The organism is Nocardioides sp. Leaf285, from assembly GCF_001422955.1.
GTDB classification, from domain to species: domain Bacteria; phylum Actinomycetota; class Actinomycetes; order Propionibacteriales; family Nocardioidaceae; genus Nocardioides; species Nocardioides kribbensis.
Map to the genome: position 1 here is coordinate 129901 of NZ_LMNH01000003.1, position 15894 is coordinate 145794.

Sequence of the window (15894 nt, forward strand, 5' to 3'; positions counted from 1 at the left end):
GGTGAGGACCGCAGGGGCGTCGTGCTTTATGCCACGGCGTCTGTATAGATTCGACGGCGTGAGTCCCTCCGCACCCGTCGTCGCGACGCTCGTCGACGACTTCCACGTCGTCCTCCCGGGCGTGCGTGCGCTCCTCGAGCCCTACCGCTCGCGGGTGGTGCTGGTGGAGCTCGGCGACGCGCTGGTGGAGCCGCGGTCGGTCGACGTCATCCTCTACGAGCCGGTGCGGCTCTCGCAGAGCAGCCACTCGATGCTCCGCTCGCTCGCGGCCTCCTCGGGCGCGCGCCCGGTCGTCTACACCTGGCGCGAGCACAGCGCCCAGGGCGCGCCCGCCGGGCCCGTCGTCGGCCGGCTCTCGAAGTCGCTCACCGGCGCCCAGCTCGTGGCCGGCATCGAGGCGGTCCACCGCCACGTCGGCCCCCCGCCGGGCCCGCGTCCCACCGTCGACCGGGCGGCCCACGCCGCCGTCGTCGCCCGCGGCGGCGCCGCCGACAACGGCCTCACCCCGCGCGAGGCGCAGATCCTGGCCCTCATCACCCAGGGCTACACCAACGTCGAGATCGGCAAGAGGCTCTACCTGTCGATCAACTCGGTGAAGACCTACGTGCGCGGGGCCTACCGCAAGATCGACGTCGAGCGCCGCACCCAGGCCGTCGCCTGGGGCCTGCAGCACGGCCTCGGCGACGCCGAGATGGTCCGCCAGCCCACGGGCACGCGCGCCTCCTGACCTGCCGCCCCGGCGCTCAGCGGTGAGACCGGTCCAGACCACCTCGACCGGACGATGGCCGGGCCGCCCGCGCGTCTGCCTAGCCTGAGCCGATGGACCCCTTCGCCCACGCCGGTGCGCTGGCCGACGCCTACCGCGCGGTCGACTGGTCGCGCTCGCCCGTCGGGCACCCGTCCACGTGGAGCCCGACCCTGCTCCAGGCCCTCGAGACGGCGTGGAGCAGCCGCTTCCCGATCACGCTGATCTGGGGCCCGGAGCTGGTGCTGCTCTACAACGATGCCTACGTCGCCCTCATCGGCGACAAGCACCCCGCCGCCCTGGGCGAGCGGACCCGCACGGTGTTCCCGGAGGCGTGGGACGGCATCGCGCCGCTGCTCGAGCAGGCGACGCGGGGCGAGGCCACGTGGAGCGCCGACGCCCTCATCCCGCTCGTGCGCCACGGCCACCTCGAGGACTGCTACTTCACCTTCTCCTACTCGCCGGTCCGCTCCGCGGCCGGTGTCATCGAGGGGGTCGTCGACATCTCGGTGGAGACGACCCGCCAGGTCGTCGACGCCCGGCGCCTGGCCCTGCTCTCCGAGCTCGGCATCGCCCTGAGCGGCTCCGCCTCGGCGACCCAGGTCGCGCAGCGCGCCGCCGAGGTGCTCGCCGGCGACCCCGCCGACCTGCCCGCGCTCGCGCTGAGGCTGCCGCGCTCGACCCCCGCCGCGGAGGCCGTGGACGAGGCCGGCGCCGGCGCGCCCGCGCTCCCGGCCGCCCCCTCCGCGCCGTGGGACGGCGACCGTCCGCTGCTGGAGCCGGTCGACGGGGGAGTGCTGGCCTGGCTGCCGGTGCGGGTCACCGGCGCGCGCAGCGAGCGGGGCGGCCACCTCGTCGTACGCCTCCCCCCGGCGCTGGCCGCCGACCCCGACCACCTCGCCTTCCTGGCCCTCGTGGCGCGCGCGGTCGAGCGCGCCCTCGACGCCGTCGCCGTCCTCGAGGCCGAGCGTCGGGCGGTGGCCGACGAGCGCCGTCTCTCCGAGGTGCTCCAGCACAGCCTGCTGACCCCGCCCGCCCAGCCCGCGGGCGTGGCGGTGGCCGTGCGCTACGAGCCCGCGGGCGAGCAGGCCAGCATCGGCGGGGACTGGTACGACGCGTTCGTGCTGCCCGACGGCGACCTGGTGGTCGCGATCGGCGACGTCGCCGGCCACGACCGCGACGCCGCAGCCCTCATGGGGCAGGCGCGCAACCTGCTGCGCGGGATCGCATACGCCACCCAGGCCGCGGCGTCGCGGGTGCTGTCACTGCTCGACGAGGCGCTCGAGGGGCTCGGCCTCGACACCACCGCGACCGCCGTCGTCGCGCGGCTCGGGCCTCCCGTCGACCACGACGGCGTGCAGGGCCGCTCGCTGCGCTGGTCCAACGCCGGACACCCGCCGCCGCTGCTGCTCGGCGCCGACGGCCGGGTGCGGCTGCTGGACCACCGCAGCGACCTGCTGCTCGGCCTCGACCCGGCCGCCGCGCGTGCCGACCACGAGGTGCTGCTCGCGCCGGGCGACACGCTGGTCATGTGCACCGACGGCCTCGTCGAGCACCGACGCCAGCCGCTCGACGTCGGTCTGGGACGCCTCGCCGACCTCCTGCACGGCCAGCAGGACCTCGACGTGGAGACCCTCTGCGACCGGTTGGTGGCCGGGTCGGAGCGCCACACCGAGGACGACGTGGTCGTGCTGGTGGTGCGGGTGCTGGCCGGTCAGGGCAGCGAGAGCGCCGCGGTGCGCCGGGTGACGTCGAGGCCGACCGGGTCCTCTGCGTCGGCGTAGGCCCTCACCCCGCGGCTCCACACCCGCAGCCGCACCTGGTCGACGTCGGCCCCGTCGGCCGCGCGCGCGAGGCACCGCACGGGGAGCCGGAAGCCGATCGTGTCGGCGGCCAGGTCGACGGTGACGGTGTCGCCCTTGCAGTCGGCGGCGGCGTTGCCGGCCACGAGCGTGGCGCTGGGGCCCGCGGCGGAGGGGGTGCGGGTGATGACGTAGGCGATGTCGGAGGGGGCGACCCCGGAGACCAGCACGCTGAGGTACTGCCTGTAGCGGCGCCCGCCGGGGTGCACCAGCGTGCGCAGGTCCTCGAAGCGCACGCGCCCGACGAGGGCCCGCGGCTGCTCGGCGGCCCGGAAACCCACGCGGCGCACGTCGACGCTGGGGCGCAGCACGGTGTCGTCGGCGGCGGTCTGGACGAGGTCGCCGGCCGGGTCCTGCCGCGACACGGCGGTGGGCTGCGGCGCCAGCGCGCCGACCGGGGGCGCCACGAGGCCGGCGATCACCGCGGTGAGGAGCACGGTTACGAGCACGGGGACGAGCACGGCGGGGGGAGTGCGCAGCACCGTGGCCTCCGAGAGGGGTGGGTCGGTTCCGTGGACGGGGCGCCCCCGGCAGGACTCGAACCTGCGACCGGCGGATTAGAAGGCCGCTGCTCTATCCAGCTGAGCTACGGAGGCGTGGACCGGCCCGGGCCGGTCGGGCGTCAGTATGCCGCACCGGCGCGGCCGCCCGGTCGCGACCGGGTCAGGGCACGACGACGATCTTGCCGACGTGGCCGCGCTCGGCCAGCCGGGCCTGCGCGAGGGCCAGGTCCTCGAGGGCGAAGGTCTCGGCGACCACGGGTCGCACCAGGCCGCGCCGGGCGATGTCGACCAGGGCCGCGAAGACCCGCCGCGTGTGCATCGTCGAGCCCACCAGGGACAGGTCGGCCAGGTAGAGCCGGCGTACGTCGAGCCCGACGGCCCAGCCGTCGAGGGAGCCCGCCACGACCCACCGGCCGCCGCGGCGCAGCAGGTCGAGGCCCTCGGCGAGGAAGGGCCCGGCGACCACGTCGACCGCGGCGTCGTAGCCCTCGGGGGCGGCGGCCGCGGCGTCGGCGAGCACCTCCCCGCGCCCCCGGTCGACGACCACGTCGGCTCCGGCGGCGCGGACGGCCCGGGCCTTGCTGCCGCTGCACACCGCGACGACGCGCGCGCCGCGGGCGCGGGCCAGCTGCACCGCCGCGAGCCCGACCCCGCCGGAGGCGCCGGTGACCAGCACGGTGTGACCCTCGCCGACCCCGCCCCGCTCGAGCATGCCCAGGGCCGTGCCGTAGGCGATCGGCAGCGCGGCGAGCTCCACGTCGGACAGGGGCGAGTCGTCCACCCGGTGCGCGCACGCGGCGGGCACCACGACGTGCTCGGCGAAGCCCCCGTCGCGCTCGCTGCCCAGCACGTCGACCACGGCGGCGTCGGGGCCCGGGTCGGCGTACAGGGCGGGGTCGAGCAGCACCCGTGCGCCCACGAGGTCGGGGGCGGTGCCGCTGCCGACCGCGACGACCGTGCCGGTCACGTCGGCGCCCTGCACGCGCGGGAAGTCGAGCGGGCCCAGCCAGCCGCCGCGGGCGTCGGGGTCCTCGGCCGAGGCGGCGTAGGAGCCCTCGCGGGTCCAGAGGTCGGTGTTGTTGCACCCGGCCGCCGCGACCCGGACCAGCACGTCGTCGGGGCCGGGTCGCGGCAGGTCGACCTCGCGCAGCTCGATCGCGTCGAGGCCGCCGTGGTGGGTGATCACGGCGGCCCGCATCGAGGGACCGTCCGGCGAGGTCACGGGGCGGCCCGCCTCAGGCCGCGGTCATGTCGTTGATCTCGCCCACGAGCACCTCGATGGCGTCCTCGAGGAAGAGCAGGCCGTGGGTGCGGCCGTCGGCGTCCACCGACTTGGCGACGTGCGAGCCGTGCTGGCGCATGCGCGACAGGGCGTCCTCGAGCTCCACCTCGCGGGGGATGGCCACGAGACGGCGCAGGCGCTTGGCCGGCACCGGCACCTCGAAGTCGTCCAGCGGCAGCTCCATGACGTCCTTCATGTGCACGTAGCCCACGGGCTCGCCCGACTCGTCGGTGACGACGTAGCGGCTGAAGCCGTGCTGGACGACGGCGCGCTGCACGTCGAGCGGGGTCGCCGACGGCGGCAGGAGCACGAGGTCGGCCAACGGCACCTCGATGTCGGCGGCCAGCTTGTCGGTGAACTCGAAGGCGCCGGTGAGCGGGCCGGGGGCGTCGTCGAGGGTGCCCTCGCGGCGCGACTGCTCGACGATGCCGGCGACCTCCTCGAGGGTGAAGGTGCTGGTGGCCTCGTCCTTGGGCTCCACCCGGAAGAGGCGCAGCACGCCGTTGGCGATGGCGTTGAGCGTCCAGATCAGCGGCCGCACCACGCGGGAGACGAAGACCAGCGCCGGGGCGAGGATCAGCGCGGCGCGGTCGGGCACGGAGAAGGCCAGGTTCTTGGGCACCATCTCGCCGAGCACGACGTGGAGGTAGGTCACCAGCAGCAGCGCGATGACGAAGGCCACGACGCTGATGACGTCGGCGGTGAGCGGCGTGAGGCCGAGGGGGTACTCCAGCAGGTGGTGGATCGCCGGCTCGGAGACGTTGAGGATGAGCAGCGAGCACACGGTGATGCCCAGCTGGCTGGTGGCCAGCATGAGGGTGGCGTGCTCCATCGCCCACAGGGTGGTCTTGGCGGCACGGCTGCCGGCCGCGGCGCGCGGCTCGATCTGCGAGCGGCGCGCGGAGATCACGGCGAACTCCGCGCCCACGAAGAACGCGTTGCCCGCCAGCAGGACGACCAGCCAGACCAGGCCGGGGAGGTACTCGCTCATGCGTGCTCCTGGGCGATCGGGTCGGCGCCCTCGCGGGCGGCTGCGGTGCCGGCTGCGGCGTCGGCGGGGACCGGGTCGTCGGGCACGTAGCGCACCCGGGTCACCCTGTTCTCCTCCGCGCGCTCGACGCGCAGCAGGCCGCCGTCGACGACGACCTCGTCGCCGGCCTCGGGGATGCGGCCCAGCTCGGCGGACAGGAAGCCCGCGACGGTGTCCCAGTCCTCGCCCTCGGGCACGGCCACGCCGGCGCGGCTGAGCAGCTCGTCGGGACGCCAGGTGGCGTCGAAGGTGATCGAGCGGCCGCGCCGCGTCAGGGCGGAGTGGTAGCGGTCGTGCTCGTCCTCGAGCTCGCCGATGAGCTCCTCGACGAGGTCCTCCATGGTGACGATGCCGGCGGTGCCGCCGTACTCGTCGGTGACGACGGCGATCTGGAGCCCGCCGCCGCGCAGCTGGTCGAGCAGTGCCGTGGCGCCCAGGGTCTCGGGCACGCGCAGCGGCTCGATCATCAGGTCGGCGGCCGTGGTGGAGCCGCGGGCCTCGAGGTCGACGGCGAAGGCCGCCTTGACGTGCAGGAAGCCGACGATGTCGTCGGGGCCCTCCTCGATGACCGGCAGCCGTGAGTGACCGGTGGCCGCGGCCACCGCGATCACCTCCGCGGCGCTCGCCCCGGCCTCGACCGACGACATCCGGATGCGCGGGGTCATGACGTCGGAGGCGTCGCGCTCGGTGAAGCGCAGGCTGCGGTCGAGCAGCGTCGCGTCGTCCTCCTCGAGCAGACCGGCCGAGGCGGAGTGACGGATCAGGTAGGTCAGCTCGTCGGCGCTGCGCGCACCGCTGAGCTCCTCCTGCGGCTCCACGCCCATGGAGCGGATCAGGCCGTTGGCGGTGTTGTTGAGCAGCATGACCACCGGCTTGAACACGGTGGTGAACGCCGTCTGGAAGGGCACGACGGCCTTGGCGGTGGCCAGGGGCACCGCGAGGGCGAAGTTCTTGGGCACGAGCTCGCCGATCACCATCGAGAAGAGGGTGGCGAGCAGGATGCCGATGACCGCCCCGACGCCGACGACGGCGGCGTCGGGCACCCCGAGGCCGCCGAGGGGCTCCTCGAGCAGCGAGCTGACAGCCGGCTCGAAGGTGTAGCCGGTCAGCAGCGTCGTCAGCGTGATGCCCAGCTGCGCGCTCGACAGGTGGGTCGAGGTGATCCGCAGGGCCTTGATGGTGGTGCCCAGGCGCTGCTCACCGCCGGCCTGGCGCTTCTCGAGGTCGTGCCGGTCGAGGTTGACCAAGGCGAACTCCGAGGCGACGAAAAGCCCGGTCCCCACGGTCAGGACCAGGCCGATGCCCAGCATGAACCACTCGTTCACGCGCTCCACCTCCTGACATCCCCAGGGCTCGGGACATGGTCGTCAGGAGGGTTCGGACTTCGTGGTGTGTCATCCATGGTGGGCCCAGCCTAACGGGCCGCGGCGGCTCAGCCGATGAGGCCGCCCATCCAGTCCTCGACGTCGCCCGAGGAGCGCGGCAGCGCGGCGGAGAGGTTGCGCGAGCCGTCAGCGGTGATGAGGATGTCGTCCTCGATGCGGATGCCGATGCCGCGCAGCTCCTCGGGCACGAGGAGGTCGTCCTCCTGGAAGTACAGGCCGGGCTCCACGGTCAGCACCATGCCCTCGGCCAGGTCGCCGCGGGGGTAGACGTCGATCGAGGAGCGGCCGCAGTCGTGGACGTCCATGCCGAGCATGTGGCTGGTGCCGTGGAGGGTCCAGCGTGAGTAGACCTTGCTCTGCGGGTCGAGCGCCTCCTCGGCGCTCACCGGCAGCAGGCCCATGTCCTCCAGGCCGTGGGCCAGCACGTCCATCGCGGCCTCGTGGGCCACCAGGAAGCGCGCTCCCGGGCGCAGCGCGTCGATGCCGGCCTGCTGGGCGGTGAAGACGAGGTCGTAGAGCTCGCGCTGCACGGTGGTGAAGCGGCCGTCGACGGGCAGGGTGCGGGTGACGTCGGCGGTGTAGAGGTTGCCCCCCTCCACACCCATGTCGAGGAGCACCAGCTCGCCGGGGGTGATCGGCCCGGAGTTCTCGATCCAGTGCAGCGTCGTGGCGTGGCGGCCGCCGCCGACGATGGAGTCGTAGCCGATGTCGTTGCCCATGGCGCGGGCACGGCGGAAGAAGGTGCCCTCGATCCAGCGCTCGCCGTACTCCCTCACCCGGGGCCACTCGCGCACCGAGTCCTCGAACCCGAGCGTGGTGATGTCGCACGCCTCCTGCAGCTGGGCGACCTCCCAGTCGTCCTTGACCAGCCGCAGCTCGGAGGCCACCCGGGCCAGGTCGTCCTCGAGGGCGGCCTCGGCGGCCAGCATCCGGTCGACGGCGGGGGAGACCCCGCGGTGCACCCGGGTCTTGGTGGTGCCCTGGGTCAGGTCGCCCTGGAGACGGTCGATGTGGCGCACCTCGAGGCCCAGCGACGACGACATCTCGTGCAGCGAGGGACGACGACCGGCCCACAGCTCGCCGTACTGCCGGTCGCGGAAGAACTCGTCGGTGTCGCGCGAGGAGCGGGGGCGGGCGTAGAGCACGTGCTCGTCGTCGTGGACCACCAGGACCGCGTCGCTGGTCTGGTTGCCCGAGAAGTAGGTGTGGGCGGTGTCGGGCCGGAAGCGGTAGTCGGTGTCGTTGGAGCGCACCTTGAAGCCGCCGGCCGGGAGCACCAGCCGCTCGCCCGGGAAGGCCTCGGCCAGCCGCGTGCGGCGCTGGGCGGCCAGGGCGGCCACGGGGTGCAGCGGCAGGTCGAGCTCGCGGTCGCCCCAGCCGGTGCGCATGAAGGCGGCGTAGGCCTCGGGCACGGCCGGGTCGTGCGACTCCGTGGCGGGCGTCGCGCTCGCGGTCTGCTCGGGGCTGGTGGTCTCCTCGCTCATGGGCTCACCCTACGCGCCGAGGGAGGGCGGAGCGGCTGCCCGATAGGCTGCGGGCCATGCCCGGAGCCCGTCGCGACAGTGTCGCCTTCACGGTGCTCGTCACCGTGCTGGTGGTGCTCGGCGCGCTCCCCGTGCTGCTGGTGATCGCCCTGTCGGGCGCGCCCTCGTCGCTCGTGCTGGCCACCGCGCTGGCGGCCCTGCCCGTGGTGCCCCTGGTGGCCTGCTACCTCTGGCTCGACCGCTACGAGCCCGAGCCGCGGGCCCTGCTGCTCCTGGGCCTGCTGTGGGGCGGCTTCGTCGCCACCGCGGCGGCGCTGCTGGTGCAGGGCGTCGGCGGGCTGGTCGTCGGGTTCACCGACGCCGCCAGCCTGGCGGTGGTGGCTCCGCTGACCGAGGAGGCGACCAAGGGCGCCTTCCTCGTGCTGCTGCTGTGGTGGCGCCGCGCGGAGCTCGACGGCGTCCTCGACGGGATCGTCTACGCCGGCATGGTCGGCGTCGGCTTCGCCTTCGTCGAGAACATCCTCTACCTCGCGGCGGCCTACAACGGCACCGACGGCACCGGCCCCGGCGGCACCGAGGCGCTGACGACGACCTTCGTGCTGCGCTGCCTCTTCGGCCCCTTCGCCCACCCGCTCTTCACCGCCTTCACCGGCATTGGGGTCGGGCTCGCGGTCGGCTCGCGCCACGGCGCCGTGCGTGTGGTCGCCCCGGTGGTCGGCTTCTCGCTGGCGGTCGTGGCGCACGGGCTGTGGAACGGCTCGACGCTCTACGGCTTCGGCGGATTCGTCGTGGTCTACGTCGTGCTCATGCTCCCGGCGCTCGTCGGCCTGCTCGTCCTCGCCGTGTGGGCGCGCAGCCGGGAGTCGCGCATGCTCGCCGCCGCCCTCGGCGACGCCGCGAGCCGCGGGCTGGTGCCGGCCACCGACATCGGGTGGGTCGTCGACCTGCGGGCCCGGCGCGAGGCCCGTGCCTTCGCCCGCCGGCGCGGGGGAGCGCAGGCCGAGCGGGCCATGCGCGACTACCAGCAGGCGGCGATCGAGCTCGGTTTCCTCCATCACCGCTTCCTGCGCGGCACCCCACCGCCAGACTTCGCAGCACGAGGACAGCACTACGTCGCCCGCATCGGCGCCGTCAGGCCGTTCATCGCCTTTCCAGGACAGGTGGTTCCGACCCGATGACAGCCCCGACCGACGCCGGCGCGACGCCCGGCGGCCCCCGCCGCGGCGGATCCGACGACGCCCAGATGCTCACCGCGCTCGTGCGCCTGCGGGGTGCCCTCCAGGCCGCCGAGCTGCCCCTGGAGGTGCCCGGCGTGGAGGCGCAGCGGGCGGCCCGACGCGAGATGGTCGACCAGCTGGAGGACTACGTCATCCCGCGGGTGATGACGATCGACGCGCCGATGCTGACCGTCGTCGGCGGCTCGACCGGCGCCGGCAAGTCGACGCTGGTCAACTCGCTGGTCGGCACCCGCGTCACCCAGCCGGGGCTGCTGCGCCCGACCACGCGCTCGCCGGTGCTGGTGCACCACCCCGACGACGCCGAGTGGTTCGGCCAGGACCGCCTCCTGCCCGACCTCGCCCGGGTCGCCCACAGCACCGACGACCCCGACGCGCTGCAGCTGGTGCCCTCCGAGCTCATCCCCTCGGGCCTGGCGATCCTCGACGCGCCCGACGTCGACTCGGTCGAGGAGCGCAACCGGACCCTGGCCGCCCAGCTGCTCGCCGCGGCCGACATGTGGCTCTTCGTGACCTCCGCGGCCCGCTACGCCGACCAGGTGCCGTGGGACTCGCTGCGCGGCGCGGCCGACCGCGCCACCGCGGTGGCGATCGTGCTCGACCGCACCCCGCCCGAGGCGGTGCAGACGGTCGCGGCCCACCTGGCCCGGATGCTGGCCTCGCGGGGTCTGAAGGACTCGCCGATGTTCATCGTGCACGAGGGCCCGGTCGACGAGGCCGGCCTGCTCCCGCCGGCGCACGTGGCCGACATCCGCGGCTGGCTCGACTCGCTGGCCCACGACTCCGAGGCCCGGGCCGCGGTGGTCAAGCAGACCCTCGACGGGGCGATCCGGGCGCTCACGCACCGCGTGCACCCGGTGGCCGACGCCGCCGCCGAGCAGCTCGCCGCCGCCCGCACCCTGCGCGAGGACGTCGACCGCGCCTACGACGCCGCGGTGCTCGCGGCCACCACCGCCACCGCCGACGGCACCCTCCTGCGCGGCGAGATCCTCGCGCGCTGGCAGGAGTTCGTCGGCACCGGGGAGCTGCTGCGCTCGCTGGAGAACCGCGTCGGGTGGATCCGCGACCGCGTCGTCAACGCCGTCAAGGGCAAGCCCCAGCAGGCCGAGCGGGTCACGGTGGCGGTGGAGTCCGGCCTGGAGATGCTCGTGCTCGAGCACGCCGAGGCCGCCGCCGAGCGGGCCGAGACCGCCTGGAAGCAGCTCAACGCCGGTCAGGGCCTGCTCGACCGGCCCGACATCGACCTGGGCCGTGCCTCGCGCGACCTGCGGCGTCGCGCGGAGGTGTCGGTGCGCGAGTGGCAGGACGAGGTGCTCGCGATGGTGCGGGCCGAGGGCGCCGACAAGCGCTCGACGGCACGCTTCCTGGCCTTCGGTGTCAACGGGCTGTCGGTGGCCCTCATGGTCGTGGTCTTCTCCAGCACCGGCGGCGTGACGGGGGCCGAGGCCGGCATCGCCTCGGGCTCGGCGGTGCTCGGGCAGAAGCTCCTCGAGGCCGTCTTCGGGGAGCAGGCCGTGCGTGGCCTCGCCGAGCGCGCGCGCCGCCGTCTCGAGGAGCGCGTGCGCACGCTGCTCGAGGGCGAGCGGGCGCGCTGGGTCGCGGTGCTCGACGGGCTCGAGCTCGTGCCGGGCGCCGGCGAGGGCCTGCGGGTCGCCGCCCGCCGGGTCGACGACGTGCGCTACTCCTCGGCGCAGCCCCGGTCCTGACCTACTCCGCACGCGGGCGGGTGCGACCCCCTAGGGTGGTGGCGGAGTTCGACGAGACCGTGCGGGTGAGTGGGAGAAGATGACGTCCTTGCTGGAGGGGGCCAAGAAGCTGGCCACCCGGGGCACCGACATCGGGGCTCGGATCGAGGGTCTCGCCGAGGCGGCCGAGGCCGCGCGCGGCAGGCTCGACGACGCCCTGGTGCGGGAGACCGAGGAGGTCGTCGAGCGCGCCGCGGGCCGGCTGCGCCTCTCGGCCACCCACACCGTGGTCGGCATCGCCGGAGCCACCGGGTCGGGCAAGTCCTCCACCTTCAACGCCCTGACCGGGCTGGAGCTCTCCGCCGTCGGGGTCCGCCGGCCCACCACCTCCTGGGCCACCGCCTGCGTGTGGGGCAGCGACGGGGCCGAGGAGCTGCTGTCGTGGCTCGGCATCCCGCCGCGCCACCAGACGACGCGCGACTCCATGCTCGACACGCGGCGCGAGTCCAACGCCCTCGACGGCGTGGTGCTGCTCGACCTGCCCGACCACGACTCCACCGAGGTCGCGCACCACCTCGAGGTCGACCGCCTGGTCAAGCTGGCCGACATGCTGGTGTGGGTCCTCGACCCGCAGAAGTACGCCGACGCCGCCATCCACGACCGCTACCTCGCCCCCCTCGCGACCCACGAGGGCGTCATGGTCGTCGTGCTCAACCACATCGACAGCGTGCCGGTCGAGCGCCGCCAGTCGATGCTCGACGACGTGCGGCGCCTCCTCGACGCCGACGGCCTGCCCGGCGTGCCCGTGATCGGCATCAGTGCCCGCGAGGGCCTGGGGGTCGACGAGCTGAAGGCCGAGATCGGTCGGCGGGTCTCCGAGAAGGCCGCCACCCGCACCCGGCTCGAGGCCGACGTGCGCGCCGCGGCGGCCCGGCTGGAGGCCGCCGGCGGGAGCGGTCGCACGCGCGCCCTGCCCGCGGCGCGCGTGGAGTCGATGGAGTCGGCCCTCGCCGAGGCCGCCGGCGTCACCACCGTCGTCGACGCCGTCGAGCGCTCGACCCGCCTGCGCGCTGCGGCCGCGGCGGGCTGGCCGGTCGTCTCCTGGACCCACCGCTTCCGCAAGGACCCCCTCGCCCGGCTCGGGCTCGAGCTGGGTGCCGACGCCGCGGCGCTGCGCGGCAGCCGCCGGGCCGTGCCGGAGGCGAACGCCGTGCAGCGGGCCCGGGTCGACAACGAGGTGCGCGCCCTGGTCGACGACGTGTCGACCGGGCTCCCGCAGCCCTGGACGGAGTCGATCCGGCGCGCCTCGGTGGCCCGGCTGCCGGAGATCGGCGACCGTCTCGACGCCGCGGTCGGCTCCGTCGACCTCGACGCCGCCCGGATGCCCGCATGGGCCGGGGCGGTGCGGGCGCTCCAGTGGCTCCTGCTCCTCGCCGCGGGCGTCGGACTCGTGTGGAGCGTGGCCGCCGGGCTGTCGGGCTCGCTGCCCGACACCGTGGCCGTCGCCGGCATCGCGCTGCCCCTCGTGCTCCTCATCGGTGGCGTGGCCCTGGGCGTGCTGCTCGCCCTGGGCTGCCGCGGCCTGGTCGCCGGCACGGCCCGCAGTCGCGCGGAGGCCGCCGACCGGCGGCTGCGCGAGGCGGTCTCGGGGGTCTCCACCGAGCTGGTGGTGCGCCCGGTCGAGGCCGAGCTCGCGGCCTACACCCGGCTGCGCCACGGGCTCGACGCGGCCCAGCGCTGACCACGAGTCGTCCACACGGGCGCGTGAGGGTCCGTCCGTCCCCAGGCTCGGCCCGAGGCGCTGCGGCGGTCGGCGCCGCGGCGTTCGCTTGTCCCCACGGGCCGCCCCGAGGCGGCGGCCACCGAGGGACGAGGAGACTCCCGTGCTGAACGAGACCATGCTGACCCTGCAGGGCTGGGTCGGGGGCGAGGTGACCCTGCGCCACGCCGGTGAGGCGCCGGTGGCCGGCTTCCGGCTCGCCGTGACCCCGCGCCGCTTCAACCGCCGGTCGGGGGAGTGGGGCGACGGGCCGACGGTGTGGTACTCGGTCAACGCCTGGCGGGGCCTGGCCGACAACGTCGCGACCTCGGTGCGCCGCGGCGACCCGGTCGTGGTGCACGGGCGTCTCACCACGTCGTCGTGGGTCAACTCCGCGGGCGCCGAGGTCACCTCGATGGAGGTCGACGCCGTGCTCGTCGGCCACGACCTGACCCGTGGCACGAGCAGCTTCGCCCGCACGCCCCGTCCGGCCTCGAGCGCCGCCGGGGCCGAGGAGGCCGCGGCCGGCGACGGCGTGGCGGCCTGAGCCGCCGGCGGGGCCCGGGGTGCCCGGACGCCCGGGCAACCCCGTAGGCTCGGGGACCATGGCGGAATATGTCTTCACCCTGCGCAACGTGCGCAAGGCCCACGGCGACAAGGTCGTCCTCGAGAACGTCACCCTCTCCTTCCTCCACGGCGCCAAGATCGGCGTCGTGGGGCCCAACGGCACGGGAAAGTCGTCGCTGCTCAAGATCATGGCCGGTCTCGACCAGCCCAACAACGGCGACGCGATCCTCGACCCGCAGGCCACGGTCGGCATGCTCCAGCAGGAGCCGCCGCTGAGCGAGGGCAAGACGGTGCTGGAGAACGTCGAGGAGGCGGTGGCCGAGACCAAGGCCAAGATGGCCCGGCTCGACGAGCTCTACATGATGATGGGCGACCCCGACGCCGACCAGGACAAGGTCGCCACCGAGGCGGGCGACCTGCAGACCGAGCTCGACGCGGCCAACGTGTGGGACCTCGACAGCCGGCTCGAGCAGGCCATGGACGCCCTGCGGTGCCCGCCGCCGGACGCCATCGTCGACAACCTCTCCGGCGGCGAGCGCCGCCGGGTGGCGCTGTGCAAGCTGCTGCTCCAGCAGCCCTCGCTGCTGCTGCTCGACGAGCCCACCAACCACCTCGACGCCGAGTCGGTGCAGTGGCTGGAGGGACACCTCAAGGACTACCCCGGCGCCGTCCTGGCCATCACCCACGACCGGTACTTCCTCGACAACGTCGCCGAGTGGATCCTCGAGCTCGACCGCGGCCAGGCCCACGGCTACGAGGGCAACTACTCCAAGTACCTCGAGACCAAGAAGGAACGTCTCAAGATCGAGGGGCAGAAGGACGCCAAGCGCGCCAAGATGCTGGAGAAGGAGCTGGAGTGGGTCCGCTCCAACGCCAAGGCCCGCCAGACCAAGAGCCGCTCCCGTCTCGCGCGCTACGAGGAGATGGCGGCCGAGGCCGACCGGATGCGCAAGATCGACACCTCCGAGATCAACATCCCCGCCGGTCCGCGGCTGGGTGACATCGTCCTGGAGGCCGACCACCTCACCAAGGGCTTCGAGGGGCGCACCCTCATGCACGACCTCTCCTTCTCGCTGCCGCGCGCGGGCATCGTCGGCGTCATCGGCCCCAACGGCGTGGGCAAGACGACGCTGTTCCGCATGATCACCGGCGGCGAGGAGCCCGACGAGGGCGCCCTCAAGGTCGGCACCACGGTCAAGCTGTCCTACGTCGACCAGAGCCGCGGCGGCATCGACCCGAACAAGAACGTCTGGGAGGTCGTCTCCGACGGCCTCGACTTCGTCAAGGTCGCCAACTTCGAGATGAACTCGCGCGCCTACGTCGCGTCGTTCGGCTTCAAGGGCCCCGACCAGCAGAAGAAGGCCGGCGTGCTCTCCGGCGGGGAGCGCAACCGGCTCAACCTCGCGCTGACGCTGAAGATGGGCGGCAACCTGCTGCTGCTCGACGAGCCCACCAACGACCTCGACGTGGAGACGCTGTCCTCGCTCGAGGACGCCCTGCTCGACTTCCCCGGCTGCGCCGTGGTCACCTCGCACGACCGGTGGTTCCTGGACCGCATCGCCACCCACATCCTCGCCTGGGAGGGCGACGACGAGGACAGCGCGAAGTGGTTCTGGTTCGAGGGCAACTTCGCGGCCTACGAGGAGAACAAGATCGAGCGTCTCGGAGCCGAGGCGGCCCGGCCCCACCGGGTCACCCACCGCCGCCTCACGCGCGACTGACGCGCCACCGACGAGCGACCCACCGGGTCGCCGGGCTCAGCGGATGTCCATCTCCGGGTGCCCGGCGACCAGGTGGTCGGCGACGACGTTCATGACCCGCCCGACGGCGGCGAGGTCGTCGGCGTCGGCGAGGTCGACCAGGTGCTCGCGCACGCCCGCGACGTGCATCGGGGCCGCCTGGCGCAGGACGTCGAGGCCCCGCTCGGTGAGCGAGGCGAGGATGCCGCGGCCGTCCTCGGGCGAGGACACCCGCTCGACGAGCCCGGCGCGCTCCATCCGGGCGACGGTGTGGGTGACCCGGCTGCGGCTGTGGGCCATGGCGTCGGCGAGCTGGGCCATGCGCAGGCGTCCGTCGCGCTCGGAGAGCCGCACCAGGATCTCGTACTCGGTCAGCGACAGGTCGAAGCCGCGTCGCAGGTCGTCGTCGAGCCGCGCCATGAGCAGCGTGTGGCCGACGAGGAGGGCGCGCCACGAGCGCTGCTGCGACTGGTCGAGCCAGCGCGGCTCGGCCGTCACGGGATCGCTGTCGGGCGCGGTGCGGTGCTCGGTCGTCATTCGACGGAGTCTAGGAGAGCCGCACCGCGGCCGCGGCACCCGAGACCGACTCGTGACGCACGAGCCGGCCGGGTGCCGCGG

The 15894-nt window shown here is 74.3% G+C and carries 13 protein-coding genes and 1 tRNA gene; 7 read left to right on the plus strand and 7 right to left on the minus strand.

All coding sequences use genetic code 11. The annotated features are described in order from the left end of the window. Positions 1-58 precede the first annotated feature (58 nt). Together ASF47_RS09100 and ASF47_RS09105 are read left to right on the plus strand one after the other, a co-directional pair. Positions 59-727, plus strand: a complete 669-nt coding sequence (locus ASF47_RS09100) for a helix-turn-helix transcriptional regulator (RefSeq protein WP_056863717.1) — start codon at positions 59-61, stop codon at positions 725-727. A gap of 92 nt (positions 728-819) precedes the next feature. Continuing rightward, positions 820-2529 carry a SpoIIE family protein phosphatase gene (locus ASF47_RS09105; RefSeq protein ID WP_056863718.1) on the plus strand — a complete coding sequence of 570 codons (1710 nt, stop codon included), beginning with the start codon at positions 820-822 and terminating at the stop codon, positions 2527-2529. Here the strand turns inward: ASF47_RS09105 and ASF47_RS20645 are convergent. From ASF47_RS20645 to ASF47_RS09130, 6 genes are all read right to left on the minus strand, one after another. Beyond that, a complete protein-coding gene (locus ASF47_RS20645) occupies positions 2460-3089 on the minus strand; it encodes a hypothetical protein (protein ID WP_082500176.1) in 630 nt (209 codons plus the stop codon). The two genes, ASF47_RS09105 and ASF47_RS20645, sit on opposite strands and share 70 nt — an antisense overlap. A 40-nt stretch (positions 3090-3129) precedes the next feature. Continuing rightward, positions 3130-3203: transfer RNA gene (locus ASF47_RS09110), tRNA-Arg, on the minus strand. Positions 3204-3270: 67 nt separating this feature from the next. Then, positions 3271-4332, minus strand: a complete 1062-nt coding sequence (locus tag ASF47_RS09115; protein WP_235558698.1) for a zinc-binding dehydrogenase — start codon at positions 4330-4332, stop codon at positions 3271-3273. A gap of 13 nt (positions 4333-4345) precedes the next feature. Beyond that, positions 4346-5383, minus strand: a complete 1038-nt coding sequence (locus ASF47_RS09120; protein WP_056863719.1) for a hemolysin family protein — start codon at positions 5381-5383, stop codon at positions 4346-4348. After that, positions 5380-6747, minus strand: a complete 1368-nt coding sequence (locus ASF47_RS09125; protein WP_082500316.1) for a hemolysin family protein — start codon at positions 6745-6747, stop codon at positions 5380-5382. Before ASF47_RS09125 ends, ASF47_RS09120 begins: the two co-directional genes overlap by 4 nt. A 107-nt stretch (positions 6748-6854) precedes the next feature. Next, positions 6855-8291 (minus strand): aminopeptidase P family protein, encoded by a 1437-nt coding sequence (locus tag ASF47_RS09130; RefSeq protein WP_056863720.1) that lies wholly within the window; start codon positions 8289-8291, stop codon positions 6855-6857. Between the two features lie 56 nt (positions 8292-8347). Here ASF47_RS09130 and ASF47_RS09135 point away from each other — a divergent pair, with 56 nt between their 5' ends. The 5 genes from ASF47_RS09135 (at position 8348) to ettA (ending at position 15258) form a co-directional block, all read left to right on the plus strand. Beyond that, a complete protein-coding gene (locus ASF47_RS09135; protein WP_056863721.1) occupies positions 8348-9469 on the plus strand; it encodes a PrsW family intramembrane metalloprotease in 1122 nt (373 codons plus the stop codon). After that, complete coding sequence (locus ASF47_RS09140) at positions 9466-11232, plus strand: dynamin family protein (RefSeq protein WP_235558699.1); 1767 nt, start codon at positions 9466-9468, stop codon at positions 11230-11232. The genes ASF47_RS09135 and ASF47_RS09140 overlap by 4 nt, the downstream gene beginning before the upstream one ends. A gap of 79 nt (positions 11233-11311) precedes the next feature. Beyond that, complete coding sequence (locus ASF47_RS09145) at positions 11312-12952, plus strand: GTPase (RefSeq protein WP_056863722.1); 1641 nt, start codon at positions 11312-11314, stop codon at positions 12950-12952. Positions 12953-13094: 142 nt separating this feature from the next. After that, the gene (locus ASF47_RS09150) at positions 13095-13517 is read left to right on the plus strand and encodes a single-stranded DNA-binding protein (protein WP_156697837.1); all 423 of its coding nucleotides are present in this window, start codon (positions 13095-13097) and stop codon (positions 13515-13517) included. 58 nt (positions 13518-13575) lie between these two features. Beyond that, complete coding sequence (gene ettA, locus ASF47_RS09155; RefSeq protein ID WP_056863723.1) at positions 13576-15258, plus strand: energy-dependent translational throttle protein EttA; 1683 nt, start codon at positions 13576-13578, stop codon at positions 15256-15258. A gap of 36 nt (positions 15259-15294) precedes the next feature. Here the strand turns inward: ettA and ASF47_RS09160 are convergent, their stop codons facing one another. After that, the gene (locus ASF47_RS09160) at positions 15295-15813 is read right to left on the minus strand and encodes a MarR family winged helix-turn-helix transcriptional regulator (RefSeq protein ID WP_200919018.1); all 519 of its coding nucleotides are present in this window, start codon (positions 15811-15813) and stop codon (positions 15295-15297) included. Between the last annotated feature and the right edge of the window lie 81 nt (positions 15814-15894).